The following is a 24,627-nucleotide window of genomic DNA, read 5'->3' as shown; positions in this document are numbered from 1 at the left end:
CCAATTATATACTAAATGAAAAATTCACACACTTCTCACAAATCAATTATTAAACCGATTCTATTTTAATTTATACTAAATGTACAAGTAATACTCCCTAAACCTAGCTTGTCTGGTTATCCCGTTAAATACTATGAAAAAAGAACTTGTATCGTATACAAGTTCTTTTTTTCGCTTATTTAAATAATATATCCTTACTATATTGCTTTCCGACGAGTAAGTCATATTGAATAAGCTCATATTGCTTTAGCATTTCTTTTTGTTTTTCTGTTAAACTTTTTATTGCTTTTCCATCTTTTCCTATCCTCAATTCTTCACGAAGTACAGGAATTTCTTCATATAACTTCGATAAAAATTGATAGAACGGTACCTTAGTTAATCCAGCATAATCAAAGACAAGATTTGAAAAATAAATTGGACTTACTAAACCTAAATTTTCATTTGGCATATCAAAATTTGCATACATTAATAACGGCGTTTGCGCCATCGCTAATCGTTCACTTGGCGTTTTTTCATTCGTTATATACCCATTCTCTTTATAAAGAGATTTATTTGTTCCTAGCGACGGAAGATGGTCCCCAAAGAATACTAATAATGTAGGTCTATCTAAATTATCTAGCTCCTCTATTAAATATTGAAGAGCTTCATCTGAACGTCTTAAACCTTCTGTATAAGTCTCTAATTCAGCCTTCGATTCTTCATTTTCTAAACCACTAATTTCTATTTGATTTTCGCCAAATCTTCCTTCTGTAAATGGAAAATGATTTTGCATCGTAACCGCATGAATAAAAGTAGGTTGTTTTTGCTTCTCTAATTCAGCTATTATCTCTTTACTCATAGATAAATCGCTAATATAATCTCCATCAACTTCTACATTCTCCATCGTATCTTGCGCATTAAACTTGTCAAAGCCTAACACTCTATATACATCATCCCGTTTAAAGAATGAGCGACCAAATGAATGAATTGCACTTGTGTAATACCCTTCTTTTTTTAACTCTCGAGTAATAGATGGAATTTCTTTCTTATTTGTAACAACTTGCTGATACGGTATAGAGCCTGGTTTTAACAAACTCATTGAATAACTCGTTAATACCTCAAATTCAACGTTCGCAGTATTTCCTCCAAATGTAGGAGAAATAGTTTGTCCACCTGGAAAACTTTCTATATAATGATGCAAATTAGGTAAAGGATCTTCACTAAAGGACAGGTTCGTTAACTTCGTTGGATCCCAAAACGATTCACTCATTACAAAAATAATATTCGGTTTCTCTGTTTGCTTCTGCGCCCCTATATTGCTGCTATATTGTTTTTTTATATCGTTTGCTATTTGAAGCATATTTTCTTTTGAATAATCTTTCGGCTTTTCAATGACTGTCGTATCCAAATTACTTATAAAGCCTAGCACAAAACCATTCGAAGCATAATTTTCATTTTGATTCCACAAAACGAACTCTATACCTGACTTTTGAAACCATTTATTCATAAACGTATTCGTAAAATTACCATACGCATATAAAACAAAAACGGATCCTATTATAAATAGAACTCGTACGCCTGCATGAACTTTTACATTTTGAATATATTTCCTTATATACATACCCGCCAAAATACACGCAACAACAATTACAATAACGAGAAGAATATAACCCCAACTAAAATAATCCATCACCATTGGTATAACAGATTGCATATGTCCAATCTGTGTAAAATCAGAAGGATATAGTGGGTCCCCTCTAAAAATAAGCTTTAAATGGTTTACAATACCTAAAATAACTAACGTGCAACTCGTTAAAATAACACTCAGAAAAATTTTCCCTAGCACACTATATACAAAAACATATATTGCATAAATTACTAGTAAGCTAAATATAAACTGCATATTATAATTGTAAATCCAATTCATCGCTTCTACGAAGTCCATATTAACTTGTAACACAATATAAAATAAAGTTACTACATGAGCTATAAAAAATAATATAAGATACACTCGAAGGGACGATTTAATTATGAACGTCCCTTTTTCATTTGAACACGCAAAATATAATATTACACCCCATATTAAAATCATCATACTACTTAAAATCAACTTATGATTAAAAATACCTTTAATCATATCTAAATTAAAAAACTTTAAAATCATAAACAGCACAGTTGTTACTAGTAAGGTCACCATGCCACTTAACATGGTAGAAATTAATATATTCCTTCTCGGAAGATGATAAAGTGTGGAACCATACTTCACTTCATTCTCTCCTTTCTATCTATTAATTTCACCCCGCATCTTAAAAATACTTTCTATAAAAATAACATATAACGTGTATTTCGTCTTCCGGCTTACTTTTACTATAAATATATTTTCTTAATTATCCCTTAATAATCAGTTAAATTTTGGAATTCAAACTATGGCGTATTGAAAAATCAAATTACTACGCTCCACTTTATGATATAATAACTATGTTTTGGAAAGCCTTAATACTATTGGGGTTTTATCATGAAAATAAGAAAGAATTAATAAAAAAGGAGCTGCTCATTTTTGTTAAATAAGTTTAAAAATTTACCTAAAGCGTTATATGTAATTTTGGCGCTTTCTTTTCTGTTGCATGTTTTTTGTCTAGTAAAACAGCCAGGATTAAATGGAGAGGTAGTCAAAGTAACATATGGTGCATATGATGCGTTCAACTATTCTTTAACAGCTGAACAGCTATTAAAACACGGTGTCTTTGGATATGTTTATATGGAGCCTAGTGAAGTTCCTGGGAAAAATGCATACATCACACCAGGTCAGCCACTATTATTAGCTGGCGCTATGATTATTTCTGATGTTACATCACTTCCTTACTATTACGTGGCAACCGTCATTAATATGATACTGAACCTCGGCACAGTGTTATTAGTATTCTTAATAGGAAAAGAGTTATTTGAAAAGAATATTTATGGAATTGTCGCAAGTATTTTATATGCTATTTATCCAAGTAACTATACATACTTCCGTACGTTATTAACCGAAGTTCCTTCAATATTCTTATTAACGTTAAGTGTATATGTATTTGTTCTCGCATGGAAATATAATAAAGTAAAATTCCATATATGGTTCGGAATTGTCGTTTCCATTTTACTTATGTTCCGTCCAAATCCAGCTCCAATGATGCTCATTCCTGTTCTTGTCGTCTTGTTCACATATGGATTTAAAGACTCAATTCGAATTGGATTATTATGGCTCATTGGCCCATTCTTTATTATCGGTGCCTGGGTTGTTCGTAACTATTTAGCGTTCAATCAATTTATCTTATTCTCAACCCAAGGTGCGGACCCATTAATTGCCGGTGCAGATCCATTTAACAAAATTGGCTATGAAAATGTAGTTAACCAAATGAAAGCCCAGGGCTTAGAGGATAAAAATGCATACGCAAAAGAGTTAATCAAAAATGGATTTAAGACGGACTTTACATATTGGTTCTCGTGGTTCACTGTTGGTAAAACAATTGAATTATTCAAAACAGCTCCTGCTGTAGACCAATACCATATTCATAAATTTATGCAAATGTGTCATAAAGTCTTCATCATAGGCACATTCTTGAGCAGTTTTTGCTGCATGCTAAATTCATTTAAACATAAACGCGTTATGATGCTAGTAGCAAGTTCTGTTATTTACATCATCTTCTCAAACTTATTCTTAGCAATTAATCGCTACGGATTTTTCATTAACCCTCTTATGTGCTTAATTCTTGCATATGGGTTAGTTTACGCTGTGCAGAAGCTTCCATTTTTCCGCACTAACCAAGCATAATAAAAAAGAGGTCGTCCAAAAATGGACGACCTCTTTTTTATTTATCCAACACTTTGAACACGGCCAATTTGTCCATCTTGTAATCGAACTTTAATTCCGTACGTATGTGTTTCTGTATTTGTTAAAATATCTTTCACAACACCACTCACTGTTTTACTATAATCTTTATCTAATTGAATAACTACATGTGAACCAACCGAAATTTGTGATCTTGTCGGTTTCCCATCTTTTGCTTGTGTTGTTTTTTCTTGTTTTTGTGTTCTCTCTTGTTGTGCAGAATGCTGTTGCTGAGCCTTCTGTAGTTCTTCTTGCTTACGTTTTTCTTCTTCTACTCTTTGCTGCTCTTCTTGCTTACGTTTCTCTTGCTCTACTCTTTGTTGCTCTTCTTGCTTACGCTTTTCTTCTTCTACTTTTTGCTCCTCTTCTTGCTTACGCTTTTCTTCTTCTACTCTTTGTTGTTCTTCTTGCTTACGTTTTTCTTCCTCTACTCTTTGTTGTTCTTCTTGCTTGCGCTTTTCTTCTTCTACTCTTTGTTGTTCTTCTTGCTTGCGCTTTTCTTCAGCCTTCTTATCTTCTTCAATTTTCTTCTCATCTATTTTCTGTTCTTCCGCTGCTTTCAGCTTTTCCTCTTCATCTTTACAAGCTGTTAAAGCAACTACACATAAGCCTGTAAGTAAAAATAATACTAATTTTTTTAACATTAAAAAATCCTCCTATATATACATTACAAATAATGACCTTTAATAGAATAACAAATATGTATGAACCCCCTTGTCGTAATTTGTCGTATACATTGAATTTCCTAAATAACAAAAGAACCTGTCATGTGACAGGTTCTTTTGTTATTTATTATGAACCGGGAAAAATGATGAAATGATTAGCATGTTTACTATACAAGAGGAAGCATCCATATTTTCCATATGATACTTACGATTACTATAAGTACAAAATCAAACAAATCTAATCTCGGACCCTTTTTCATAGTCATATCTAACCACATATGAACCCATTTCACTTCTTTGTATTTATGAATATTTTTCTTTGCAAATCGGTAAGTAAGCACTTGCATGATAAAAACTCCGGCTACGCAAATACATAATAAAATGAGAAATCCAATCACGAAATTCCTCCCTATTTTTGAAGCGCCTTTTCTACTATATGGTTCCTCAACACCCACTCTTCAAACTGAGCACTTCCAAATTCCCAGCTCAAGTCACGAGCATGTACAGAAAAAACGTAATAACCGGCATATTCGTCCATAAACATTCCTGCCCCTACATCATCTTTTTGAATACCGTATACTCCAAAGTTAAAATACACATCCCACACGTCTTCATGCTTCCTCTTATAAGCAATCGATTCCATATCACATTCAGTTCCGAAATAATCAAGATGTAAATGTACGCTATCATCGTATTCGTAATCCATTTTATCACCCCTTATATTTGTACTTCTTTACTACCCAAAAAATTCCTGCTATCTATACTCACATATGGGCACTTACCTACATATTATGCTTGTAGATTGACTTCTAGGAGGTGTCATATAGTGAAAAAATTAATAACCGTTTTTTGCATCATGTTACTAGCTGTTTTCACATTCGCTTCTTGTAGTAGTACAAAGGAAAGTACGAAAGAACAAGCTCAAAAAATTCGCGTTGGCGAAGTTACCCACTCTCTTTTCTACGCACCATTATATGTTGGAATTGAAAAAGGATTTTTTAAAGATGAAGGTTTAAATATTGACTTACAAACAACAGCTGGCGGAGATAAAACGATGACCGCCCTTTTATCTGGCGGAATTGATATTGCGCTCGTTGGTTCAGAAACGTCTATTTATGTTCATCAACAAGGAGCAAAAGATCCTGTCATTAATTTTGCGCAGCTTACACAAACAGATGGCACATTTTTAGTTTCCCGTAAAAAATTAGACTCTTTTAATTGGAACGACGTAAAAGGTGTTACGTTTTTAGGACAGCGTAAAGGCGGTATGCCGCAAATGGTTGGTGAATACGTTTTAAAGAAAAATGGCATTGACCCTCGCAAAGATACGAACTTAATTCAAAATATCGAGTTTGCTAATATTGCAAATGCTTTTGCATCTGGTACAGGAGAATTTGTACAGCTCTTTGAACCGACTGCAAGTATACTTGAAAAAGAAGGAAAAGGTTATATCGTCGCTTCTTTCGGAGCTGAATCTGGCACTGTTCCTTATACAACGTTTATGGCAAAAGAAAGTTTCTTAAAGAAAGATAAAGATGCTGCAGAAAAATTCACTCGCGCACTATATAAAGCGCAGCAATGGGTTGATACACATAGTCCAGAAGAGATTGCCGATGCCGTTTCACCACTATTTAAAGACACTTCAAAAGACATTTCAGTGAAAGTAATTGAGCGCTACAAAAAACAACATTCTTATGCGACAAATCCATTATTAGATGATGCAGAATGGAAACAACTCCAAACGATTATGAAAGAATCTGGTGAATTACAAAAAGAAGTTCCACATGAAGCGCTCGTCAATACAAAAATTGCTGAAAGCGTCATTAAGAAATAGAGGCGAAATATATGAGTTTTTTACAAATACGTAACGTTTCTCACTGCTTTTTTGCAAAAGAAAATGCCAAACTTATTCTTGAAGATATGAGTTTGCACGTAGAAGAAGGGGAATTCATTTCAATCCTTGGCCCAAGTGGTTGCGGAAAAACAACGCTCCTCTCCATCATCGCAGGGCTACTTGATCCAATTGAAGGTATCGTATTTTTAGATGGTGAACCGATTACAACTAAGACCCCATCTATGGGCTATATGCTCCAGCAGGATTACTTGTTTCCGTGGAAAACAATTGAAGAAAATATTATGCTCGGACTTCATATTCGAAAGATTTATGATGAAAATACGAAAGAACATACATTAAAGCTTTTACAACAAGTCGGCCTATATGATATAGAACAGCAATACCCACGTGAACTATCTGGCGGTATGCGCCAACGTGCTGCACTCGTTCGAACATTAGCGACCGATCCAAAAATTTTATTGCTAGATGAACCATTTTCCGCACTTGATTATCAAACAAAATTAAAACTAGAAGATCTCGTCTTCACATTACTACGTAACTATAAAAAAACATCCCTACTTGTGACACATGATATTGAAGAAGCAATTGCGATGAGTGATCGTATTTATTTGCTGCAGGCGAACCCTGGAAAAATTGCAAAAACGTTCATCGTCCCAGAAAGTATCCGTTCCTTATCGCCATTAGAAGCACGCCACCACCATGACTTCCCATCCCTCTTCCAAGAAATATGGAAGGAGTTGGAACGACTTGGATAATATAAAACAACTACATGAACAGTTTCGAAAAAAAGAAAGACAACATGCATGGTTAGCTCGCTCTTTACAACTTGTACTTCTTGTTCTTTTCTTTGCACTATGGGAAATAGCTAGTAAAAAAGAATGGATTGATCCTTTACTCTTTAGCTCTCCTTCAAGTATTTGGGATCTCTTTTTAACGAAATGGATTGACGGTTCAATTTGGATTCACATATGGACGACATTACTTGAAACAGGAGTAGGCTTCATTCTCGGAACTGTACTCGGAGCTATTATTGCTACTTTCCTTTGGTGGATGCCACTTTTGGCCCGCGTACTCGATCCTTATCTCGTCGTCCTAAATGCAATGCCAAAAGTTGCACTCGGTCCAATCATCATCGTTATTTTCGGTCCAAATATTTCATCCTCTATCGCAATGGGGGTAATCATCTCCATCATCATTACTATTCTCGTTATTTACAGCGCATTTCAAGAAGTCGATTCCAACTATATAAAGGTCATGGACACATTTGGCGCAAATAAATGGCAATGCTATAAGCACGTTATTCTCCCTTCATCTTTCCCTGCAATTATTTCAACGTTAAAAGTGAATGTTGGCTTATCATGGGTCGGTGTTATTTTCGGGGAACTCCTCGTTTCTAAACAAGGACTTGGCTATTTAATTAGCTACGGATTCCAAGTCTTTAACTTCACACTCGTCTTACTCAGTGTATTGCTCACTTGCGTCCTCGCAACTCTTATGTATGTATTTGTCGAGGCATTTGAAAAACTCCTTATTGGAAAACGAAAAAAAAGCTGACTTAGAGCGATACGCTAGAGTCAGCTTCTTTCTGTTACCTTTTATCACACATTTTCGAATCGTCTGTAACATTCCCATTAGCAACCGTAACTGTATGGAAACAATCTTTCACACGCACCGTAACGACATTATCTTTTCGATCAATAATATGATAATCATTAAACTCTTTATTTAATGCACTACGAATTTGCTCCCCTTCAAAAATCGGAAAACCGTGAGACATTACCCAAATGAGACCAGCAACAGCAAGAATCGTTTTCATACGTTTCATTACCTCCTCGAGAGTAAACTTATAGCCCCTATACTATGCGCATTATAATTGTGTCTAATTTGTGACGTTTTTATACTAATTCTCTTTTAATGATTCAGTTCCTTCTTCTTTTTTAAAAAAGACAGAATTTTCAATTTTATCAACATAAAGAAACGCAAAGAACGGAACGTCCTCGCGTTTTCATTTAATCGATCAAAAATTTATCGACTTACCAACAAATAATTACCACCAAACTATGACTGCTCTATATCCCTTGAAATATCATATAATCCCGCTAACACTTCCGCTCTCATTTTTACAAGCTCGGGAAATTGATAGAAGAAGGCAATTTTTTTATATTTTAATTCTGTTCCTTCTTCCACCTTTTTTGAATCTTGTAAAATAAACGCTGTAAATGTATCCGCAATATCCTCTGCTACATTTGTCGTCCCATACAGTGAAACAAACTCACCCTGCTTTTCCTTAAAAAATTCAATTTGAGCTTCTTCGCTTTCTTCCACTTTCTTTTCTGTCCACTCCTGATCAATTGGTTTCCAGAACAAATTATGGAATTGATTTATATAAGAGCTCTCCTTCGCACATCCTTCTTGTAAGAAAAGAGATTTACATTTATTTTGGTATGATGAAATATCTTTATCTTCTTCAAAAGCCTTTAAGTATTTTTCATTTACTGGTATTTGTTTATGTCCCAGCGTCAATACGTGAGCCGTCTCATGTATTAATGTTTTCATCACTTGATCGATATTTACTGCAGAATCAAGCGTATCTAAACTAATAGTCCACTCTTTCGGATACTCCATACTCGGCATAACGTGGGCGACAATTCCGTCGTATCCATCTGTTACCATATCAAACTCTTTTATGTCAGTGCGATACTTAGCTGGAATAAGAGTACTGTACATATCCCATAACGATTCATGATACCCTCTATCTTGACGTTGCTTTAATACTTCTTCTTTCGCGTCCTTATCCTCCGCAAAAACCTTATTCAATCGTTTGCGATCTAGTTTATCGAAATAAGGATCTACAATTTCATCACCATCAATATAATAAGAAGCTAAAAAGAAATAATTTTCATCATCCTCTTTTTTCATTTCCGCTTCTTTCATATCATTACTTGAATGTCCTTCTAAATCATAATCCTCTAGTACTTCAAGTTCTGAAAGTCCATCTATCTTTTTATATACTTTTTGAAGTGTCTCATCACCTATTTGTGTGCATTCTTCTGTCGTTTCGCACACATCTTTTTTTTCTCTTTTCGCAGTTTGCTCCGCCATATCACATCCAGCTACTAAGCCAATTGAAAGTATAAAACAAATTAATTTCCCATACAGTTCTTTCATATGAACCTCCGTCGTTACAGTCTACAAAAATATGATAATCATTTTTTCACAAATATGCGATAATAAATTTCACTTTATCAGCAATTTTTCGAATTTATCGGCGATAACTCCACTTTTATCGGCGATTTTTAAAATTTATCAGCGATAACTCCACTTTTATCAGCGATTCGACAAAGAATATCGACTTACCGACAAAAACTGACAATAATAAAAGGAGGCTGTTGTTCAAAAACGCCTCCTCTTCCTTTATTATTCATATACTGTAAACTGCGGTTTGCTCGGATGATCCATAACTAGTGCATCGTCTGGAAATTTTGAGACTTTTTGATAAAGGACAAGGTCACCGATGCAACCTGCTGTTAGTAAAATACCTAAAAATGAGAGAGTCGGAAAATTCATAGCTAATCCAATTATAATTGGTAAAATTCCAGTTGGTACAAGTGGCAACATTAACACTTTCTTCATATGCTTTACTGTAATTGGTTTTTTAGCATGAGCGTATGCAATACCTAATTTCAAATTGACGCCCCATTTCAACTCACTCCATGGAACTCCTCCGATATACCTAAACCCTATTAAATGTAATGCCTCATGAATACATACGAGAACAATCATTGCAATTACAAAAAGAAACATTATCGGTAAAGTAATTTCGATTTGAAATTCTTCAGAAAGCAGTGTATGTAAATAGCTAATTCCAATCATCACAGGGATCATTATAATAAACACATATACATTTAATTTGAACATAGAAACAGAAACAGTCGTTTCTTTTCTTTTATCCACCTTTTCCCCTCCTAAAACGTAAATACACCTTTATAAAATTGTATAATATACCCAAAATAAATATAAAGATATATTTACATTTATTCTTGAAAACACAAAAAAGAAACCGGCCATTTTACTTCGTAAAACAGCCGATTTCTTCTATATGTTTCATCGTACGCGCTAATACATCATCGCGCATAATAAAGCTAAATTTTCTATCAGTTTTAATATTATCAGGAATGTTTTTTAATAAAACAGACCCTTTCGTTTCTTCGTAATGCGTATGTTGCTCTACCGCACTAATTGTTGCAAAATAAATGTTTTTAATGATTATTTTGTCTTTTCCGGATACTTTGTATTGCCCTAAGTAAGTTAAATCAGAAACTATGCCGCCGGTTTCCTCATGAACTTCTCGAACTGCCGCTTCTTCCGGTGTTTCCCCGAGTTCTACTTTACCACCTGGAAATTCAAGACCACGGCGTAAATGATGCGTTAATAACCATTGATCCCCGTACCGGCATACAACCCAAACATGCTTTGGCTCAGGAGAAAATGGGTAACGTTCAAACGATAATTGTACAGTGTTGTGGTAATAATCTTTAAATTTGTACATGCCATTACTCCCCTATTGATGATTACAAGTTTTTCCTACCACAAATTGTAGCATATTCTCGCTTTTCTGCATAATATTATCCAATTACAATCCATTGATTATTCCCATTTGCGCGACTAATTCTTTCGTTTCATGATTCCCTAGATCATAAATCATTTTATATGCTTTTTGTAGTTGTTCATCATATCGATCATTATTCGAATCGTGATGATACTCAACGAATGGAACGTGGGAGCGTATATACGAACCTAAGTCCTCTTCATACGCTTGATCAAAATACTCTCTTAACTCCGTAATCTCTTCGTCATTTGCATAAATTTCAAAATTATACGTATCCGCCGTCTTCACTTGTGAAATTTGACCATTTCCAACTGATATATAATATGTTTTTTTATTCTCCATGTAACACCCTTCTTTCATCCTTTTAATTTCTATTGTTTTCATCAATTACAAAATTATGTAAAATAAAGAAAAGGAGGGGTTTGATGCTTAAAATAGTAATTATCGGTATTATAATCGTCCTAGTCGTACTAGTACTCTCCGTTATGACGATTAATAAAGGCTATTCTTACAAACATTCCGTTGATAAACCAGAAGATAATCCGTATGCAAAAAATAATAAGGAGGACTCATAGTATGCTTCGTATACTTCGCATCATTATCGCACTCACTGTAATAATTATGTCAGCAATTGGGCTCTATACAGGTCAAAATAACTTTCTACCACTTTCACAATTTCTATTAGGGGCCTTAATGTTTCTCATCGCTATTGAGCAAATAAAAAAGAAGGATTCAGGAACCGGTTTGCTGGTGCTTTCATCTGGCTTGTTCTCATCATTACATACATAAAATAGAAGGAGGGTCCTTTATGTTAAAAGGATTTCTAATTACTTTTTCACTTATCGCTTTATCTATAGCAATCTATAGTTTTATCAGCGGCAACAGAGACATTATGCCTTACATGTTCATTTTCTTAGGTTTGATGACTTTCACTATAGGTCAAGAAACAGAGACAATCTAGTGGCACACTTGCTTTCATAGCTGGCGCTGGCGCTGGTGCTTTACTGCTTGGATTTTCAGAAATATTTCGTTAAATAGTCTATTTAAAAGGAGGTATACAATGCTAACTGGATTACGGATTTTTCTTATGCTTTTCATGCTTCTCGGAATCTCTCTTTGCACTTACTCTCTTATTACCGATAATTTCACACTTCTTCCATACATGCAATTTATTCTCAGTTGTTCCTTTATTCTTCTAGGAATTAATGAACTGAAATCCGGACGGAAATCAATGAGTATTCCATATTTTTTCGTTTCCAGTCTTATATTCTTCTTTTTAATATCGAACTACTTTCGCTACATGTAAAATAAAATTTCGACCCATGTAGCATTTATAAGCACTTAATAAAATAGAGGATACTTTTGAAAAAAGGGGGAGATTTGTATGCTAAAAACATTTCGCATTATATCCGCTCTTATCGTCATCGCTCTCGCTCTATCCGGAATTTTTACAAACTCACTTGTTACGATGCCCTATATGCTTATTGCCTTATCTATTATGACTTTCATCATGAGCGCAGAAGAAAAACAGAAACAAAATAAAGTAAATAGTACAATCTCTTTCTTTTCTGGCGTCTTTACTTTAATTATTGTCATTCTTATTCTTGTCTCTCGATAACAATACTTCTACTAAGGAGGATTTCATGTTAAAAAACTTTCGAATTATAATAGCTACTATCGCTCTTATTCTCGCTCTATTTAGCCTCTTTGCAAACCTCTCTATGCTTTTACCATTCGTATATATCCTTTTGAGTATTATGTTTATCCTTTTTGGAGTTGATGAAATAAAACAAAAGCAAAAAGCAAAAGCATTTGTTTATTTTCTAGGTTCTGCCTTTATTTTATATGTTGGGGTGTCTAGTATACTTTCATAAAAAGAAGAGCAAGTTTTCTCTTAACAAAATAAAAAAACTGCCCTTTCACAGGCAGTTTTTTCCTTCTATCCAAACACTTTCTCAAGTTCATCTTTATCTTGGCTTAACCAGAAATTCATTAAGCGTTTTGCTCCTTCTAAGTCGTGAAGCTTCGCTTGACCACATTGTGTTTCATTTGCAGCTGGAATTTCTATAATTTGAACTGCATCTTTTAATGTTAGTTCTAATAAATCAATGATTTCACGAACTGTCGGTGTCCCGCTTACAACAAGATAATATCCTGTTTGGCAACCCATTGGTGAAATATCGATAATATCAAAATGCGGATAACGATCAATATATTTACGTAAATTAAATGCTAATAAATGTTCTAACGTATGAATAACATCTGGTTTCATTGCTTGTTTATTCGGTTGGCAAAAACGAATATCAAATTTATTTACAATACCGTCACTACCTACATTGTGGACTCCGCAATGTCTTACATAAGGCGCCTTTACAATCGTATGGTCTAATTCAAAGCTTTCTACTGATGGCATACAACATCTCTCCCGCTTTTAATTTAATTCCGTTATATCCAATATGATATAACGGAAATGGACATTAGTAAAGAATTATGTACGGTCGTGCTATAATACTTTAAGACTATGCTGAAAAGGAGACCATTATGAAACAGATTTTTATCGGTATTATACGCTTTTATCAAAATTTCATTTCTCCGATGACACCACCAACGTGTCGCTTTCATCCGACTTGCTCTCATTATGGATTAGAAGCGTTTCAAAAACACGGTGCCTTCAAAGGATTTTGGCTTACATGTAAGCGTATATTAAAATGTCACCCTTTCCATCCAGGAGGATTTGATCCTGTCCCAGATAAAAAGGATGACAAAGTAAATTCTTAATTGTCGTAGCCATTCACAACTACATCTAATTTTCCTGTGTCAGGGTGAATAACAAGACCGTGAACAGGTACTTCTTCAGGAAGTAACGGATGGTTGCGAAGTACTGATACACTATGTTCTACACTTTCTTCTACACTAGAGAACCCTCGTAAGAATTGTTCTAAATCAATTCCAGAATAACGAAGTGTATCTAATTTTTCTTCTGTTACACCGCGCTCTTTCATTTTTTCAATCGTACTGCTTGCTTGAATTTTTGCCATACCACAATCGTGGTGACCAACAACACATACTTCTTCAGCACCAAGTTCATATACAGCAACTAAAATACTACGCATAATACTTCCAAATGGATGCGAAATAACCGCGCCTGCTACTTTAATAATTTTCACATCACCGTTACGCATATTCATTGCTTTCGGTAATAATTCAACAAGACGTGTATCCATACAAGAGATAATTACCATTTTTTTATTTGGAAATTTCCCAGCTACAAACTCTTCATATCTCTTCTCTTCAACGAATTTTTCATTGTACTGCAAAATCTCGTCTAATGACTTCATAGTAAAAACCCTCTTTTCTCTCATTTACACTACATAGCTAGTGTACCAAAATATGAAAAACTCAAAAAGGATATTGCTTTATAGTAAAAAACGGATACTTTCAGATAACCGACATAATTCTTTCAAAATATACACACAGCTTTGTAACAACTCTCACATACCTTACTCTTATTTTCACTATAAACTGATTGTAGATAATGTAAAAAAGGAGTGAATATTTATTATGTCCGACGTTCTGTTACTGAGTCGTTTTCAATTTGCAATTACTATTTTTTATCATTTTTTATTTGTACCTTTGACAATCGGACTTGTTATTTTAGTAGCATGTATGGAAACTCAATACGCCCGCACATTGAATCCAACATACCGCAAAATGGCAAATTTCTGGGGTAAATTATTTACAATTAACTTCGTAATGGGGATTATAACCGGGATTACGATGGAATTCCAATTTGGAACAAACTGGTCTGAGTACTCCAAATATATGGGAGATATTTTCGGATCACCTCTCGCAATCGAAGCACTCGTTGCATTCTTCTTAGAATCTACTTTCATGGGAATATGGTTATTCGGTAAAGACAAAATCTCACCAAAATTCCGTGCTTTCTGTATGTGGATGGTTGCACTTGGAACAAATATTTCTGCCCTTTGGATTATTACAGCAAACGGCTTTATGCAAAATCCTGTTGGCTATGTAATACGTAATGGCCGCGCTGAATTAAATGACTTCTGGGCTCTTGTTACAAATCCATATGCATGGAATATGTTCTTCCATACTGTAATTGGTTGTTATATTGTCGGTGCTTTCTTCGTTATGGCAATTAGTGCCTATCACTTACTACGTAAAAATGAAGTGGAATTCTTCAAAAAATCATTTAAGTTTGGTTTAATGTTAGGGTTATTCGCAGCAACTATTACACCTTTTATGGGACATCAATCCGGTGTATCAGCGGCTAAGTATCAACCAGCAAAAGGGGCTGCAATGGAAGCTGTTTGGGAAACTGGCAAAGGACAAGGCTTCTCAATCATTCAAATTCCTGATGTGAAAAATGAAAAGAACTTTGAATTCCTTACTATTCCAAAGTTAGGAAGTTTCTTCTATACAAACTCATTTGATGGAGAAATTGTTGGTTTAAAAGATATTCCGAAAGAAGATCGTCCAAATGTTAACCTCGTGTACTATAGCTTCCGCTTAATGGTTGCACTTGGCATGTTCTTTATGGCATTAACTTGGTTTGGTTTCTATTTAAACCGAAAAGGAAAACTAGAAAACTCAAAACGTTATTTAAAAATTACAATGTGGTCTGTCTTACTTCCTTATATTGCAATTAACGCTGGTTGGATTGTTGCTGAAGTAGGTCGTCAACCGTGGACAGTTTATAAACTAATGCGTACAGCAGAATCTGTGTCACCTATATCAGTTCCACAAATTTGGTTCTCGTTAATTAGTTTAATATTGTTCTACACTCTACTCTTAATTGCAGATGTATACTTAATGCTGAAGTTCGCGAAAAAAGGACCAGCTGCATTAGAAGAACCTGCTACTGAAGGAGGTACAGCTCATGTCTCATGATATGCTTGCAGTCATCTGGTTCGGTTTATGGGGCGTCATTTGGACAGTTTACTTCATTCTTGATGGCTACGCACTCGGTAATGGGATGATTTTCCCATTCGTTGCGAAAGACCGACAAGAACGAAATCAATTACAAGAAGCTATTGGCCCGTTCTGGGGTGGTAATGAAGTATGGTTAATTACAGCTGGTGGCGCAACATTTGCTGCCTTCCCAATCACATATGCAAATATGTTTAGTTACCTGTATACGCCACTATTTTTAGTATTATTTTCCCTATTTGCTCGTGCCGCTGGACTTGAATTTATGCATAAAGACGATTCACCAATTTGGCAAAAAATTTGTAAATGGGCATTTACAATTGGTAGTTTCCTAATCGCCTTCTTATTCGGTGTTACATTCGCTAACCTGTATTACGGGCTGCAAATCGGAAAAGATGGTTATGAAGGAACTTTACTTAGCTTACTAAACCATTATGGTATTTTAGGTGGTCTTTTCTTCACTGCTATATTCGTCGTATCTGGTGCCCTTTGGGTTATGATTAAAACGACTGGCGAAGTATCTGATCGTGCTTATAAAATCGCAAGACCATTTTCAATGGCAGCTGCTATCATTTTAGCTATCTTCTATGTCGCAACTGCAAATCGTACAAATTTATTCCAAAACTTCACGGAATATCCTGTACTGTTCATTCTTCCAGTACTTGCAATGTTAATGAGTGTACTCGCACTTATTATGGTGTACAAACATAAAATCGGCCTTGCATTCACATTCGTTTGCTTAACAATCGCAATGTTTATGACAACTGGTTTTGCAGGTATGTTCCCAAGAATGTTACCATCACGTATTAACGACGCATACAGTACAACGTTATATAACGCAGCCGGTAGTGAATTAAACTTAAAAATTATGTTCTTCGTTGCAATCGTCATGGTACCAATCGTTATTGGATATCAGCTTTGGAGCTACAGTATATTTAAAAATAAAATTCATAAAGACTCTGCTAAAGGATATCACTAAGATGAAAAAGACACTTCGAGCGAAGTGTCTTTTTTCTTATACGTATGATTTTTAATGCGATGTTACATGTCTAGTCTAACAACTATGATAAAGAAGTATCACCAGGCAAATACATCACTTTATGCAATTTTACATATAAAATTATAACGTAGATTGAATTACTTGATCATACACATCGTTATCCGTTACATCTGCCGTACTAATACCACTGAATGTCCTCACATTTAGTCCCGTATTTGAAGATCCTGATCCGTTATAAGCTTTCGTTTTTTCAATCGGATGTACGTTATATTTATCACCTAAGTTGATTGTCCCGTTACAGTTCTCAATAATAACCCCTTCAACAATAGCTGGCATTTTATCACCTACTTTCATTTCGTTACTTTCATTTTATGAAAACTGCCTAAAAAAATAGCATGTTTCAATAAGAAAAAGCACTCAAAAGAGTGCTTTTTCTCTAAGCATGAATGGCAATTTTAGAGACAGTTGACTTTTTCAAAAATTTATTAGGGGTAATATTTTGAAAAAGAAAGCCTTTCATATTTAACTTAACACCACTGGAATATATAGTAAATTGATAATATTTATACGGAAGATTTCTAATGTTTAGTATAGATAGTTTCCACTATACCAACAGTAAAAACTATCTATACTAAACAACAAAAAGTTGCCTTCAAAGAAGACAACTTTCATACTTTTCATAAAAAGACACTCCGCAGAGTGCCTCTTCAACCACTTCACTTTTCATATACCGCCTTGAATGCATTTTATCATACCTATCCATATTATCTTCAAGAAAATTCTAAATCTTTATTTTTATTATTAATAACTTCAAAATCATGTAGTATTAAGGTTGCAATAAAAACATTATAAAAATTGAGGTGTACTATATTTATGTATTTCGGAATTATTCCTCTTATATTGTTTATTATTTTTCTTATCTCTTACTTAAAAGATCCACGAAAAATAATAAACGGCTTTTTATTTAATGCCTTTTTCTGTTTTTTCCTTCTTTTTTGTATGCTTGCAGCTTATGACTCAGGTAATGCTAATCTATACTACATCATGTTTTTACCTATTTTAGCACTTATCATTATGATTCCTTTCGGTATTGTTGCTTTAATGTTTGGGTTATTTCTTAACGCAAGAATTTTAATGAAACGAGAAGGAAGACGTTTCACTAACTGTTTAACACTCATTGCTGCTTTAGGGATTTTATTCTTGATGTTACTCCCTATTATAAATCCAGCAAGTTTATTCTCATCACATTTAAGGCCTATTTTCGCTGGTATTTCTCTTATAACTTTATATTTCTTTATACACTTATCTAACTTCTTAACCGCTTATTTTTTATACCAATTCAACAGACCAAGACGTAATCAAGATTTCATCATCGTTCTTGGTAGCGGCTTAATTAATGATAAAGTACCGCCTTTACTTGCAAGTCGTATTAATAAAGCAATCGACTTTTATTGGAAACAAGCTGCTGTGAATACACCACCAACAATCATTTTCTCTGGTGGACAAGGTCCGGATGAAGGCCTTCCAGAAGCAGAAGCGATGCAAAAGTACGCTGTTGAAAAAGGAATTCCTCTTGAACATACAGTGCAAGAAAATCGCTCTGTAAACACATATCAAAATATGTCGTTCTCTAAAGAAATTATGGATTCTTTAAAGCCTGAAGATAAGTATAGAAGTATTTTTACAACGAACAATTTCCACCTTTTCCGTGCTGGTATATATGCAAGACAAGCTGATCTTAATAGCCAAGGAATTGGATCCAAAACTGCGTTTTATTACTGGCCTAACGCTATGATTCGTGAATATGTTGCGATTGTCGTAATGGGACGTAAACGTCATATGAAAGTTTGCGGAGCTATTTTAGGATTCGCTTTATTCCTATCCGTGCTTAGTTTTATAATTTCTTAATAGCCTCCCATCCTTTGAAAGGATGGGATTTCTTATACTCATTTCAAAAATATTTTAAAGGTAATATGGTGATAATATTCCCTGCATACATCCATTAAAGGAGAATTTTTTCAAATTAAATGTTAAAATGAAATTTAGGTGTGAATTACGTAACAAATAAGAAACTAGTTTGAAACGAGGAAATTACATGGAGAAAATTATCAAAAACAAGCCCAATAAGCTAAAAATCGCTTCAAAAGCTTTGATGATTATTATTGGAGCACTTATCACAGCGTACGGATTAGAAGCTGTATTAATTCCAAACAACGTATCCGACGGTGGTGTAACTGGTTTAAGCATCGTTAGTTCAAGATTATTTGGATTACCATTAGGACTTCTAATCGCAGTCGTTAACATCCCTTTCGTTTGGTTAGGATATAAACAAATCGGTAAAAGCTTTGCGCTTTACTCAATTATCGGTATCGCTTCGTTAGCAGTGGGTACGGTTGTCATGCACGGAGTACCAACAATTATTGAAGGCGATACGCTTTTAATTACTGTTGTTGGTGGTATTATTATCGGTTTTGGTATGGGACTTGCATTACGTAACGGCGGCGCATTAGATGGAATCGATATGCTAGCCGTATTACTTTCTCGAAAGTTACCATTTGGAACAAGTGACCTTATTTTATTCTTAAATATGTTTGTCTTTATTTTTGTTTCAACAGTATTTGGTCTTCAAGGAGCTATCCTTTCGGCAATTGCTTACTTTATCGCTTCGAAAGTGATTCATATCGTTGAGGTTGGTTTAAGTGGTTCGAAAACATTTAAAATCATCACAAAAGAACCTGAACTAATGGTTGAAACAATTCGTGATCGTTTAGGCCGAAGCGCAACATATAATGAAGTTTATGGCGGTTATTCAAGAGAGAAATTTAAAGAAATCTCTTGTGTAATTAACCGTTTAGAAGAAAGTAAAATGAAAGACCTTATTAATGAAATCGATCCTAATGCCTTTATTACAGTTTATGACGTAGCAGAAGTAAAAGGCGGTAATTTCAAGAAACGTGATATTCATTAATCGTTATGAAAAAAGAGGCTGTGCCAAAATTTTGGCACAGCCTCTTCTTCTTATTAAGTTGCTATCGTTATCAGTTTTTGTCGGTAAGTCGATATATTCTAATAATCGCTGATATATTTTGAGTTGCGGTCGATATATTTCAATAATCGCTGATATATTTTGAGTTGTGGTCGATATATTCCAATAATCGCTGATATATTTTGAGTTGTGGTCGATATATTTCAATAATCGCCGATATAATTTTACTCCCCCCACATTTCTCCTCTTTTAATCCAATCTACATACTTTTGAAAGGCGTTCACTTCATGTTGAAAGCGCAGCGGAATATACAGAAAAAGAGTACATGTACATATTCCCCATAAAACACCCCAAATAAAGCTAAACTTCATCGTTGTACTAATGAACAAACTTAGAAATAAGACGAGGAACATAATCAAACTAAATCTTTTATACATAGTCATAACAATCCCTCCCTATACATTAATTGTAGCAGTCATAAACTAAAAGAAAAATACATTTTCAGGTAGACTTTTCCAAAAACTTCATAATATTATTAACAAGAGTGTACTAGATAAGGAGGGCTGCCCACCAATAGCGGGATAAAAATAAGAAATGGAGATAATTTGATAATGAAAAAACACAAAACTAAAGGAGTATTAAAAAACAAGCTTTTCATCGCTCTTCTAATTATTTTAGGACTCATTCTCTCAGGACTAAGTTACTGGTTTCTTTCACCAAATCCAAAAGCATTTATTATAAAAAAAGTCTTTGAAAAAGGCATGATATTTCAATCTGATAACTATGAAAATGCTTTAAAAGAAACAAAAATCATTGAAGATATTGACTATCATTCTAAATTTCCAGACGGCACATTAGATATTATTTATCCTAAAAATCATACGAAAGAAACACCCGTTATCTTCTGGGTGCATGGTGGTGGATTTGTAGGTGGAGATAAATCGCAAATTACTGGTTATGCAGTAGAATTAGCAGCGCGTGGTTATGCGGTAGTAAATATTAACTATGCCCTTGCTCCTAAAAGCAAATATCCTACTCCCGTACTCCAGCTCGGTGAAGCTTATACATATATAAAAAATAATGAAGAGAAATATAATTTAAAACTAAATACTATTTATTTTGCGGGGGATTCTGCTGGGGCACAAATATCTGGTCAATTTGTTACAATTCAAACTTCCCCGCCATATGCAAAATTAGCACAGATTGATGCTATTATTAACCCTTCTACTATAAAAGGTGTTTTGTTATATTGTGGTCCTTATAACATGCCTGCATTAGCTAAAGTGGAAACATCTAAACAAATACAAGATTTTATGCGCACGACTGGTTGGGCATACTTTGGAACAAAAAACTTTGAAACATTACCGGAAATGAACATTGCTTCAATTTCAAAGCATGTAACAAAAGATTATCCACCAACGTTTATTACAGATGGTAATACTGCCTCATTCGAAGATCAAGGTAAGGAATTATTTTCAACATTACAAAGCAAAGATGTAGCTGTAGACGGTCTTTTCTTTGATAAAAGTATTTTTGGCGAGTTAGCGCATGAATTTCAGTTCAACATGAATACACCAGCAGGAAAAGAAACATTCGATAAAACACTACAATTTTTAAATAAAAACAAATGACATACACAATAATAAAAACCCAAGAAGTGCTTACCTGCTCCTTGGGTTTTCCTTTATCCCGCTATTTGCCGGGCAGTAAGACTCCCACCTCAAAATTCGGCGAATGCGCGGAATTTAGGTGGGAGATAACTGCCCGTAAATGCCCGATTGGTGAAGGCTAATAATCAGTGGGGATGGACAAAACCCCCACTGATTAAAGTTTCACTTTATCTTCTCTTCGAAATTTTCCCTGAACCGCCAACCCTTGTTTTCGGGGGAGACGTATTCTTTGGTGGTGTTTTAATAGATGATTTCGGCTTCACATCAGATCCGCTCGAGCCACCTGGATTTTTCGTGATTTTCCCTTTGCTTCCGGTAGAAGGCGGAGGCGTCGTTTTACTTCCTTTTTCCGTAATACTCCCTTTATCACCTACAGATGATTTCGGATCTACATTATCGCCTCGCTTAATAATAGATCCTTTCCCTTCCTTCGTAATTGGAGGTGGGGTTTTCTTTTCTTCTTTCGTAGGTGGTCTTTCCGGGATAACCGGTTTATGATTTTGTCTGTCATTATATCCGCGATAATCACCGTATGATGATTTTCGTGAACCGAATATATCGTTTAATATACTCCCCATAATATATCCTTGTAAGAAGGATGGCTGGTAATTTTGACGGACAAATTCTTCATTACTTATTTCAATTAACGTATCAGATGGTTTCTCTTTATCCTTTTGTAAATTATACATTTTATCAGAATAAACGAGGAACATTTGATTTTCGTCTTCTTTAGATGCTTGTTTCGGTTTCCTTTCGGCTATAAGTTCCTTTGCAACTTCAGGAACTGACCGATTGGCGGCCCTATACACGTAAGATTCTTGTTTACCATCCTTTGCGACAGACTCTAGTGGATAACGGTCCTGAATTGACTTCGCCTGACCACTTTGACAGCCCGATAAAGCATAACCGGCAATAACAAGTAATGTAACGATAGCAAGTATAGGGATTACGAACGATTTAATCATGGTAAACAATCGGTTTGACATGATTACGCCCCCTTATGTTGCTCTTATGATTTGTACATCAGCAGGAATAATTGCTTCTCCCTCATACATCATTGTGCGACCATTTTGCCATTCAACACGTAATAATTTGCGGTTGTCAGACTGGAATTCCCATACGTGCTGTTCCTCTGAAGCAGCGAATGGCGTTTTCCCCATAACAACAACACGTCCATTATATTGTTCTTCCATATGATACTCTATATCATCCATTTCAATCGTCGTCGGAATTTCATCGATTGAATCTAAACGACCATCAATCGGTGTATACAATTTGTAATACGTATTTTCACGGTCTTCAATCTTCAAATAACGAATATCTTTCCCGTCCTGCAAAGTTAAAACAATCTCTTTACGAGAATGCATGCTCGTTTTCCCAGTTAATTCGTACATGACTAACGACACTTCAATCATATCGCCAGGAGCTAACGTCAAAAGACTCTTTTCTGGTTTCGGCGGCTCTGGGCTTTTCATTATATTTTTAATACGTTTAAATAAGCTCACAATCTACCCCTCCTTTTCTCTTTATAAACAAGCACCTAAAATAAGTGCCCCAACGATATGTAATGAACCAGCTAACAGCGCATGTGCTACGCTGCCTTCTTTCGTTCCTTCTTCTAAATCTAAACCAGACATTTTCTTTAACACAAACTCAATGAACATTTCTACAACTAATAAAATAGCGAAAGAAACTGCGGAGGCAAGAAGCGCCTGCCATAAATCATTTGCTTTCGTAATCGATTGTGACAAAATGTATCCTTGAGCGAATAATTTCATAACGAAACGTGTTGTCACTGCTGTGTTTCCATTTTTTATTTCTTTTAAATCATTGTATTTTGTAAAAATCGAATCAACCCACATAATTGCAAATAAAAGTACCGCACTCGCTCCAGTCCATACAAGCATAGCTAAAACATTCATCCACGTCATTACACAACCTCCTCTAAAATAGTAATAGAAAACCGACATGAATTCTCTTCAGACATGTCGGTTTCTTTGTCTATTCTATATTATTTCTCGTACTGCTTCATAATACGAGCTAATTCATCGTCAACAACAGAATTTTTGTTTAAGCTTGCGAACTCATCATCTAACGACTTTTCTTTCTTGTAAATTTCACCGCTTGCTTCTGCTTCAGCCTCTAGTTGAAGTGCTTTCTCTTCCATACGGCTTAAACCAGCTTTTGCTGAATTTGAATCGAATCCAGACATCGCCTGATTAATATTCTTTTGTGCTTTCGCTGCATTTACACGCGCTACAAGTGTTTCACGTTTATTTTTCAGCTCTGTTAATTGCTTACGCATTTCTTCTAGCTTAAGGCGAAGATTATCAGCAGCAGCTTTGTTTTGTTCATAGCTTGCTTTATACTCATTCATCTTTTGCTCTGCATTTTGTTTTTCTTCTAGAGCACGGCGCGCAAGATCTAAGTTGCTAGCTTGAACAGCCATATGAGCTTGCTCTTCACGTTTTTTCACAAGTGCTTCTTGCTCTTCAAATAATATTTTGAATTTCTTCTCAAGTGCGATTTGAGCTGCTACACTTTTCTCAGCTTCTTGTACATCCGCTTGCATATCGCGTAAATATTGATCCGTCATCTTAACTGGATCTTCAGCTTTTTCAATTAATGAATACACATTCGACATTGTTAAATCTCTTAATCGTTTAAATACAGACATCCAAATTCCTCCTATGATATACCTCATATTTCAAATTTACTACTTGGAAAATTAAAAATCTTCCTTTTCAGTAAGAATATTCATTTTTACAACCTATGTGTTTATTATAACAAAACTAAGATGTCCTTACATGTTATTTCCAAAATACAACTAATATAATATGACATTCCAGATATAATATTGTATTCCTACTATATCCTTATTATTTCTGCCTCCAAAATTAACTTATTTTTGCGCGATTTTACTAAATTACATAATTGTAATGTTACTGTAAGCTAACTCGATAGTTACGTTTCAACATTTCTTATACACTAATACCAGAAGCAACGGAATAACAAAAAAGCTTCTCATACTGTAAGGACTAATAC

30 protein-coding genes and 2 pseudogenes are annotated in these 24,627 nt (G+C 34.8%); 15 read left to right on the top strand and 17 right to left on the bottom strand.

Annotated features, from left to right (window positions below; all coding sequences use genetic code 11):
* Positions 1-175: 175 nt before the first annotated feature.
* On the bottom strand, positions 176-2,245 hold the full coding sequence (locus ACE38F_RS05030; protein ID WP_375370072.1) for an LTA synthase family protein: 2,070 nt from the start codon (positions 2,243-2,245) through the stop codon (positions 176-178).
* Between the two features lie 291 nt (positions 2,246-2,536).
* Between ACE38F_RS05030 and ACE38F_RS05025 the strand changes: the two genes are divergently transcribed.
* Positions 2,537-3,790, top strand: a complete 1,254-nt coding sequence (locus ACE38F_RS05025) for a glycosyltransferase family 39 protein (RefSeq protein ID WP_215554504.1) — start codon at positions 2,537-2,539, stop codon at positions 3,788-3,790.
* A gap of 41 nt (positions 3,791-3,831) precedes the next feature.
* On the opposite strand, the gene ACE38F_RS05020 is transcribed toward ACE38F_RS05025, so the two are convergent.
* From ACE38F_RS05020 to ACE38F_RS05010, 3 genes are all read right to left on the bottom strand, one after another.
* A complete protein-coding gene (locus tag ACE38F_RS05020; RefSeq protein WP_375370073.1) occupies positions 3,832-4,491 on the bottom strand; it encodes a YwbE family protein in 660 nt (219 codons plus the stop codon).
* Positions 4,492-4,679: 188 nt separating this feature from the next.
* Positions 4,680-4,910 (bottom strand): hypothetical protein, encoded by a 231-nt coding sequence (locus tag ACE38F_RS05015; protein ID WP_375370074.1) that lies wholly within the window; start codon positions 4,908-4,910, stop codon positions 4,680-4,682.
* 11 nt (positions 4,911-4,921) lie between these two features.
* Positions 4,922-5,218 carry a DUF3986 family protein gene (locus tag ACE38F_RS05010; protein ID WP_375370075.1) on the bottom strand — a complete coding sequence of 99 codons (297 nt, stop codon included), beginning with the start codon at positions 5,216-5,218 and terminating at the stop codon, positions 4,922-4,924.
* A gap of 120 nt (positions 5,219-5,338) precedes the next feature.
* On the opposite strand from ACE38F_RS05010, the gene ACE38F_RS05005 reads away from it, so the two are divergent.
* The 3 genes from ACE38F_RS05005 to ACE38F_RS04995 are packed head-to-tail and all read left to right on the top strand — an operon-like array spanning position 5,339 to position 7,921.
* The gene (locus tag ACE38F_RS05005) at positions 5,339-6,346 is read left to right on the top strand and encodes an ABC transporter substrate-binding protein (protein WP_375370076.1); all 1,008 of its coding nucleotides are present in this window, start codon (positions 5,339-5,341) and stop codon (positions 6,344-6,346) included.
* A gap of 11 nt (positions 6,347-6,357) precedes the next feature.
* Positions 6,358-7,122: an ABC transporter ATP-binding protein gene (locus ACE38F_RS05000; protein ID WP_215554511.1), complete on the top strand. Its 765-nt coding sequence runs from the start codon at positions 6,358-6,360 to the stop codon at positions 7,120-7,122.
* Positions 7,115-7,921 carry an ABC transporter permease gene (locus tag ACE38F_RS04995; protein WP_078173924.1) on the top strand — a complete coding sequence of 269 codons (807 nt, stop codon included), beginning with the start codon at positions 7,115-7,117 and terminating at the stop codon, positions 7,919-7,921. Before ACE38F_RS05000 ends, ACE38F_RS04995 begins: the two co-directional genes overlap by 8 nt.
* Before the next feature lie 34 nt (positions 7,922-7,955).
* Here ACE38F_RS04995 and ACE38F_RS04990 read toward each other — a convergent pair whose 3' ends face one another.
* The 5 genes from ACE38F_RS04990 to ACE38F_RS04970 form a co-directional block, all read right to left on the bottom strand.
* Positions 7,956-8,183, bottom strand: a complete 228-nt coding sequence (locus tag ACE38F_RS04990; RefSeq protein ID WP_002089142.1) for a hypothetical protein — start codon at positions 8,181-8,183, stop codon at positions 7,956-7,958.
* Between the two features lie 242 nt (positions 8,184-8,425).
* Positions 8,426-9,535 carry a recombinase family protein gene (locus tag ACE38F_RS04985; protein ID WP_375370077.1) on the bottom strand — a complete coding sequence of 370 codons (1,110 nt, stop codon included), beginning with the start codon at positions 9,533-9,535 and terminating at the stop codon, positions 8,426-8,428.
* A 249-nt stretch (positions 9,536-9,784) separates the two neighbouring features.
* Positions 9,785-10,321, bottom strand: coding sequence for a DUF3267 domain-containing protein (locus tag ACE38F_RS04980; RefSeq protein WP_341305536.1), 537 nt, complete (start codon positions 10,319-10,321; stop codon positions 9,785-9,787).
* Between the two features lie 115 nt (positions 10,322-10,436).
* Positions 10,437-10,916 carry an antimutator 8-oxo-(dGTP/GTP)ase gene (gene mutTA, locus ACE38F_RS04975; RefSeq protein ID WP_000276388.1) on the bottom strand — a complete coding sequence of 160 codons (480 nt, stop codon included), beginning with the start codon at positions 10,914-10,916 and terminating at the stop codon, positions 10,437-10,439.
* Positions 10,917-11,000: 84 nt separating this feature from the next.
* The gene (locus tag ACE38F_RS04970; protein ID WP_375370078.1) at positions 11,001-11,318 is read right to left on the bottom strand and encodes a hydrolase; all 318 of its coding nucleotides are present in this window, start codon (positions 11,316-11,318) and stop codon (positions 11,001-11,003) included.
* 83 nt (positions 11,319-11,401) lie between these two features.
* Here ACE38F_RS04970 and ytzI point away from each other — a divergent pair, with 83 nt between their 5' ends.
* The 5 genes and pseudogenes from ytzI to ACE38F_RS04945 all read left to right on the top strand — a co-directional run bounded on the left by ytzI (position 11,402) and on the right by ACE38F_RS04945 (position 12,850).
* Positions 11,402-11,551 (top strand): YtzI protein, encoded by a 150-nt coding sequence (ytzI, locus tag ACE38F_RS04965; RefSeq protein ID WP_215554515.1) that lies wholly within the window; start codon positions 11,402-11,404, stop codon positions 11,549-11,551.
* Between the two features lies 1 nt (position 11,552).
* A pseudogene (locus ACE38F_RS04960) lies at positions 11,553-11,770 on the top strand (hypothetical protein).
* A gap of 14 nt (positions 11,771-11,784) precedes the next feature.
* Positions 11,785-12,010: pseudogene (locus tag ACE38F_RS04955) on the top strand (hypothetical protein).
* A 350-nt stretch (positions 12,011-12,360) separates the two neighbouring features.
* Positions 12,361-12,594 carry a hypothetical protein gene (locus tag ACE38F_RS04950; RefSeq protein ID WP_375370079.1) on the top strand — a complete coding sequence of 78 codons (234 nt, stop codon included), beginning with the start codon at positions 12,361-12,363 and terminating at the stop codon, positions 12,592-12,594.
* Between the two features lie 25 nt (positions 12,595-12,619).
* On the top strand, positions 12,620-12,850 hold the full coding sequence (locus ACE38F_RS04945; protein WP_215554519.1) for a YczI family protein: 231 nt from the start codon (positions 12,620-12,622) through the stop codon (positions 12,848-12,850).
* A gap of 65 nt (positions 12,851-12,915) precedes the next feature.
* Here the strand turns inward: ACE38F_RS04945 and luxS are convergent, their stop codons facing one another.
* Positions 12,916-13,389: an S-ribosylhomocysteine lyase LuxS gene (gene luxS / locus ACE38F_RS04940; RefSeq protein WP_193648300.1), complete on the bottom strand. Its 474-nt coding sequence runs from the start codon at positions 13,387-13,389 to the stop codon at positions 12,916-12,918.
* A gap of 128 nt (positions 13,390-13,517) precedes the next feature.
* Between luxS and yidD the strand changes: the two genes are divergently transcribed.
* On the top strand, positions 13,518-13,754 hold the full coding sequence (yidD, locus tag ACE38F_RS04935) for a membrane protein insertion efficiency factor YidD (RefSeq protein WP_215554520.1): 237 nt from the start codon (positions 13,518-13,520) through the stop codon (positions 13,752-13,754).
* Here the strand turns inward: yidD and ACE38F_RS04930 are convergent.
* A complete protein-coding gene (locus ACE38F_RS04930; RefSeq protein ID WP_215554521.1) occupies positions 13,751-14,314 on the bottom strand; it encodes a beta-class carbonic anhydrase in 564 nt (187 codons plus the stop codon). The two genes, yidD and ACE38F_RS04930, sit on opposite strands and share 4 nt — an antisense overlap.
* 223 nt (positions 14,315-14,537) lie before the next feature.
* On the opposite strand from ACE38F_RS04930, the gene cydA reads away from it, so the two are divergent.
* Both cydA and cydB read left to right on the top strand, forming a co-directional pair.
* Positions 14,538-15,887 (top strand): cytochrome ubiquinol oxidase subunit I, encoded by a 1,350-nt coding sequence (gene cydA / locus ACE38F_RS04925; protein ID WP_016106456.1) that lies wholly within the window; start codon positions 14,538-14,540, stop codon positions 15,885-15,887.
* A complete protein-coding gene (gene cydB / locus ACE38F_RS04920) occupies positions 15,877-16,905 on the top strand; it encodes a cytochrome d ubiquinol oxidase subunit II (RefSeq protein ID WP_375370080.1) in 1,029 nt (342 codons plus the stop codon). Before cydA ends, cydB begins: the two co-directional genes overlap by 11 nt.
* A gap of 141 nt (positions 16,906-17,046) precedes the next feature.
* On the opposite strand, the gene ACE38F_RS04915 is transcribed toward cydB, so the two are convergent.
* A complete protein-coding gene (locus ACE38F_RS04915; RefSeq protein WP_002015747.1) occupies positions 17,047-17,280 on the bottom strand; it encodes a spore germination protein in 234 nt (77 codons plus the stop codon).
* 519 nt (positions 17,281-17,799) lie between these two features.
* Here ACE38F_RS04915 and ACE38F_RS04910 point away from each other — a divergent pair.
* Both ACE38F_RS04910 and ACE38F_RS04905 read left to right on the top strand, forming a co-directional pair.
* Positions 17,800-18,834, top strand: coding sequence for a YdcF family protein (locus tag ACE38F_RS04910; RefSeq protein WP_375370081.1), 1,035 nt, complete (start codon positions 17,800-17,802; stop codon positions 18,832-18,834).
* Positions 18,835-19,021: 187 nt separating this feature from the next.
* Complete coding sequence (locus ACE38F_RS04905; protein WP_201034406.1) at positions 19,022-19,894, top strand: YitT family protein; 873 nt, start codon at positions 19,022-19,024, stop codon at positions 19,892-19,894.
* A gap of 242 nt (positions 19,895-20,136) precedes the next feature.
* Here the strand turns inward: ACE38F_RS04905 and ACE38F_RS04900 are convergent, their stop codons facing one another.
* Positions 20,137-20,355: a hypothetical protein gene (locus ACE38F_RS04900; RefSeq protein WP_215554525.1), complete on the bottom strand. Its 219-nt coding sequence runs from the start codon at positions 20,353-20,355 to the stop codon at positions 20,137-20,139.
* Between the two features lie 168 nt (positions 20,356-20,523).
* Here ACE38F_RS04900 and ACE38F_RS04895 point away from each other — a divergent pair, with 168 nt between their 5' ends.
* Positions 20,524-21,543, top strand: a complete 1,020-nt coding sequence (locus ACE38F_RS04895; protein ID WP_375370082.1) for an alpha/beta hydrolase — start codon at positions 20,524-20,526, stop codon at positions 21,541-21,543.
* A 206-nt stretch (positions 21,544-21,749) separates the two neighbouring features.
* Here ACE38F_RS04895 and ACE38F_RS04890 read toward each other — a convergent pair whose 3' ends face one another.
* The 4 genes from ACE38F_RS04890 to ACE38F_RS04875 form a co-directional block, all read right to left on the bottom strand.
* Positions 21,750-22,568, bottom strand: coding sequence for a DUF4247 domain-containing protein (locus ACE38F_RS04890; RefSeq protein WP_131232046.1), 819 nt, complete (start codon positions 22,566-22,568; stop codon positions 21,750-21,752).
* 12 nt (positions 22,569-22,580) lie between these two features.
* Positions 22,581-23,087, bottom strand: coding sequence for a DUF4178 domain-containing protein (locus ACE38F_RS04885; RefSeq protein ID WP_215554528.1), 507 nt, complete (start codon positions 23,085-23,087; stop codon positions 22,581-22,583).
* Between the two features lie 21 nt (positions 23,088-23,108).
* Entirely contained in the window at positions 23,109-23,513 is a 405-nt protein-coding gene (locus ACE38F_RS04880) for a DUF350 domain-containing protein (protein WP_215554529.1), read from the bottom strand.
* Between the two features lie 80 nt (positions 23,514-23,593).
* Positions 23,594-24,259, bottom strand: a complete 666-nt coding sequence (locus tag ACE38F_RS04875) for a PspA/IM30 family protein (RefSeq protein WP_002015754.1) — start codon at positions 24,257-24,259, stop codon at positions 23,594-23,596.
* Between the last annotated feature and the right edge of the window lie 368 nt (positions 24,260-24,627).

The sequence above is a fragment of the Bacillus altaicus genome (genome assembly GCF_042136375.2).
Taxonomy (GTDB): Bacteria; Bacillota; Bacilli; order Bacillales; family Bacillaceae_G; genus Bacillus_A; species Bacillus_A cereus_U.
This window is presented reverse-complemented; position numbering and strand designations above follow the sequence as displayed.

Excerpts from the sequence above, each read along its gene's own strand:
- mutTA (WP_000276388.1), bottom strand. The coding sequence starts at position 10,916 with ATGTACAAATTTAAAGATTATTACCACAACACTGTACAATTATCGTTT.
- cydA (WP_016106456.1), top strand. The coding sequence starts at position 14,538 with ATGTCCGACGTTCTGTTACTGAGTCGTTTTCAATTTGCAATTACTATT.
- ACE38F_RS05000 (WP_215554511.1), top strand. The coding sequence starts at position 6,358 with ATGAGTTTTTTACAAATACGTAACGTTTCTCACTGCTTTTTTGCAAAA.
- ACE38F_RS04880 (WP_215554529.1), bottom strand. The coding sequence starts at position 23,513 with ATGACGTGGATGAATGTTTTAGCTATGCTTGTATGGACTGGAGCGAGT.
- luxS (WP_193648300.1), bottom strand. The coding sequence starts at position 13,389 with ATGCCATCAGTAGAAAGCTTTGAATTAGACCATACGATTGTAAAGGCG.
- ACE38F_RS04945 (WP_215554519.1), top strand. The coding sequence starts at position 12,620 with ATGTTAAAAAACTTTCGAATTATAATAGCTACTATCGCTCTTATTCTC.
- ACE38F_RS04950 (WP_375370079.1), top strand. The coding sequence starts at position 12,361 with ATGCTAAAAACATTTCGCATTATATCCGCTCTTATCGTCATCGCTCTC.
- ACE38F_RS05010 (WP_375370075.1), bottom strand. The coding sequence starts at position 5,218 with ATGGATTACGAATACGATGATAGCGTACATTTACATCTTGATTATTTC.
- ACE38F_RS04930 (WP_215554521.1), bottom strand. The coding sequence starts at position 14,314 with ATGAAGTCATTAGACGAGATTTTGCAGTACAATGAAAAATTCGTTGAA.
- yidD (WP_215554520.1), top strand. The coding sequence starts at position 13,518 with ATGAAACAGATTTTTATCGGTATTATACGCTTTTATCAAAATTTCATT.
- ACE38F_RS04890 (WP_131232046.1), bottom strand. The coding sequence starts at position 22,568 with ATGTCAAACCGATTGTTTACCATGATTAAATCGTTCGTAATCCCTATA.
- ACE38F_RS04900 (WP_215554525.1), bottom strand. The coding sequence starts at position 20,355 with ATGACTATGTATAAAAGATTTAGTTTGATTATGTTCCTCGTCTTATTT.
- ACE38F_RS04910 (WP_375370081.1), top strand. The coding sequence starts at position 17,800 with ATGTATTTCGGAATTATTCCTCTTATATTGTTTATTATTTTTCTTATC.
- ACE38F_RS05020 (WP_375370073.1), bottom strand. The coding sequence starts at position 4,491 with ATGTTAAAAAAATTAGTATTATTTTTACTTACAGGCTTATGTGTAGTT.
- ytzI (WP_215554515.1), top strand. The coding sequence starts at position 11,402 with ATGCTTAAAATAGTAATTATCGGTATTATAATCGTCCTAGTCGTACTA.
- ACE38F_RS04915 (WP_002015747.1), bottom strand. The coding sequence starts at position 17,280 with ATGAAAGTAGGTGATAAAATGCCAGCTATTGTTGAAGGGGTTATTATT.
- ACE38F_RS04875 (WP_002015754.1), bottom strand. The coding sequence starts at position 24,259 with ATGTCTGTATTTAAACGATTAAGAGATTTAACAATGTCGAATGTGTAT.
- ACE38F_RS04990 (WP_002089142.1), bottom strand. The coding sequence starts at position 8,183 with ATGAAAACGATTCTTGCTGTTGCTGGTCTCATTTGGGTAATGTCTCAC.
- cydB (WP_375370080.1), top strand. The coding sequence starts at position 15,877 with ATGTCTCATGATATGCTTGCAGTCATCTGGTTCGGTTTATGGGGCGTC.
- ACE38F_RS04895 (WP_375370082.1), top strand. The coding sequence starts at position 20,524 with ATGAAAAAACACAAAACTAAAGGAGTATTAAAAAACAAGCTTTTCATC.
- ACE38F_RS04970 (WP_375370078.1), bottom strand. The coding sequence starts at position 11,318 with ATGGAGAATAAAAAAACATATTATATATCAGTTGGAAATGGTCAAATT.
- ACE38F_RS04905 (WP_201034406.1), top strand. The coding sequence starts at position 19,022 with ATGGAGAAAATTATCAAAAACAAGCCCAATAAGCTAAAAATCGCTTCA.
- ACE38F_RS04985 (WP_375370077.1), bottom strand. The coding sequence starts at position 9,535 with ATGAAAGAACTGTATGGGAAATTAATTTGTTTTATACTTTCAATTGGC.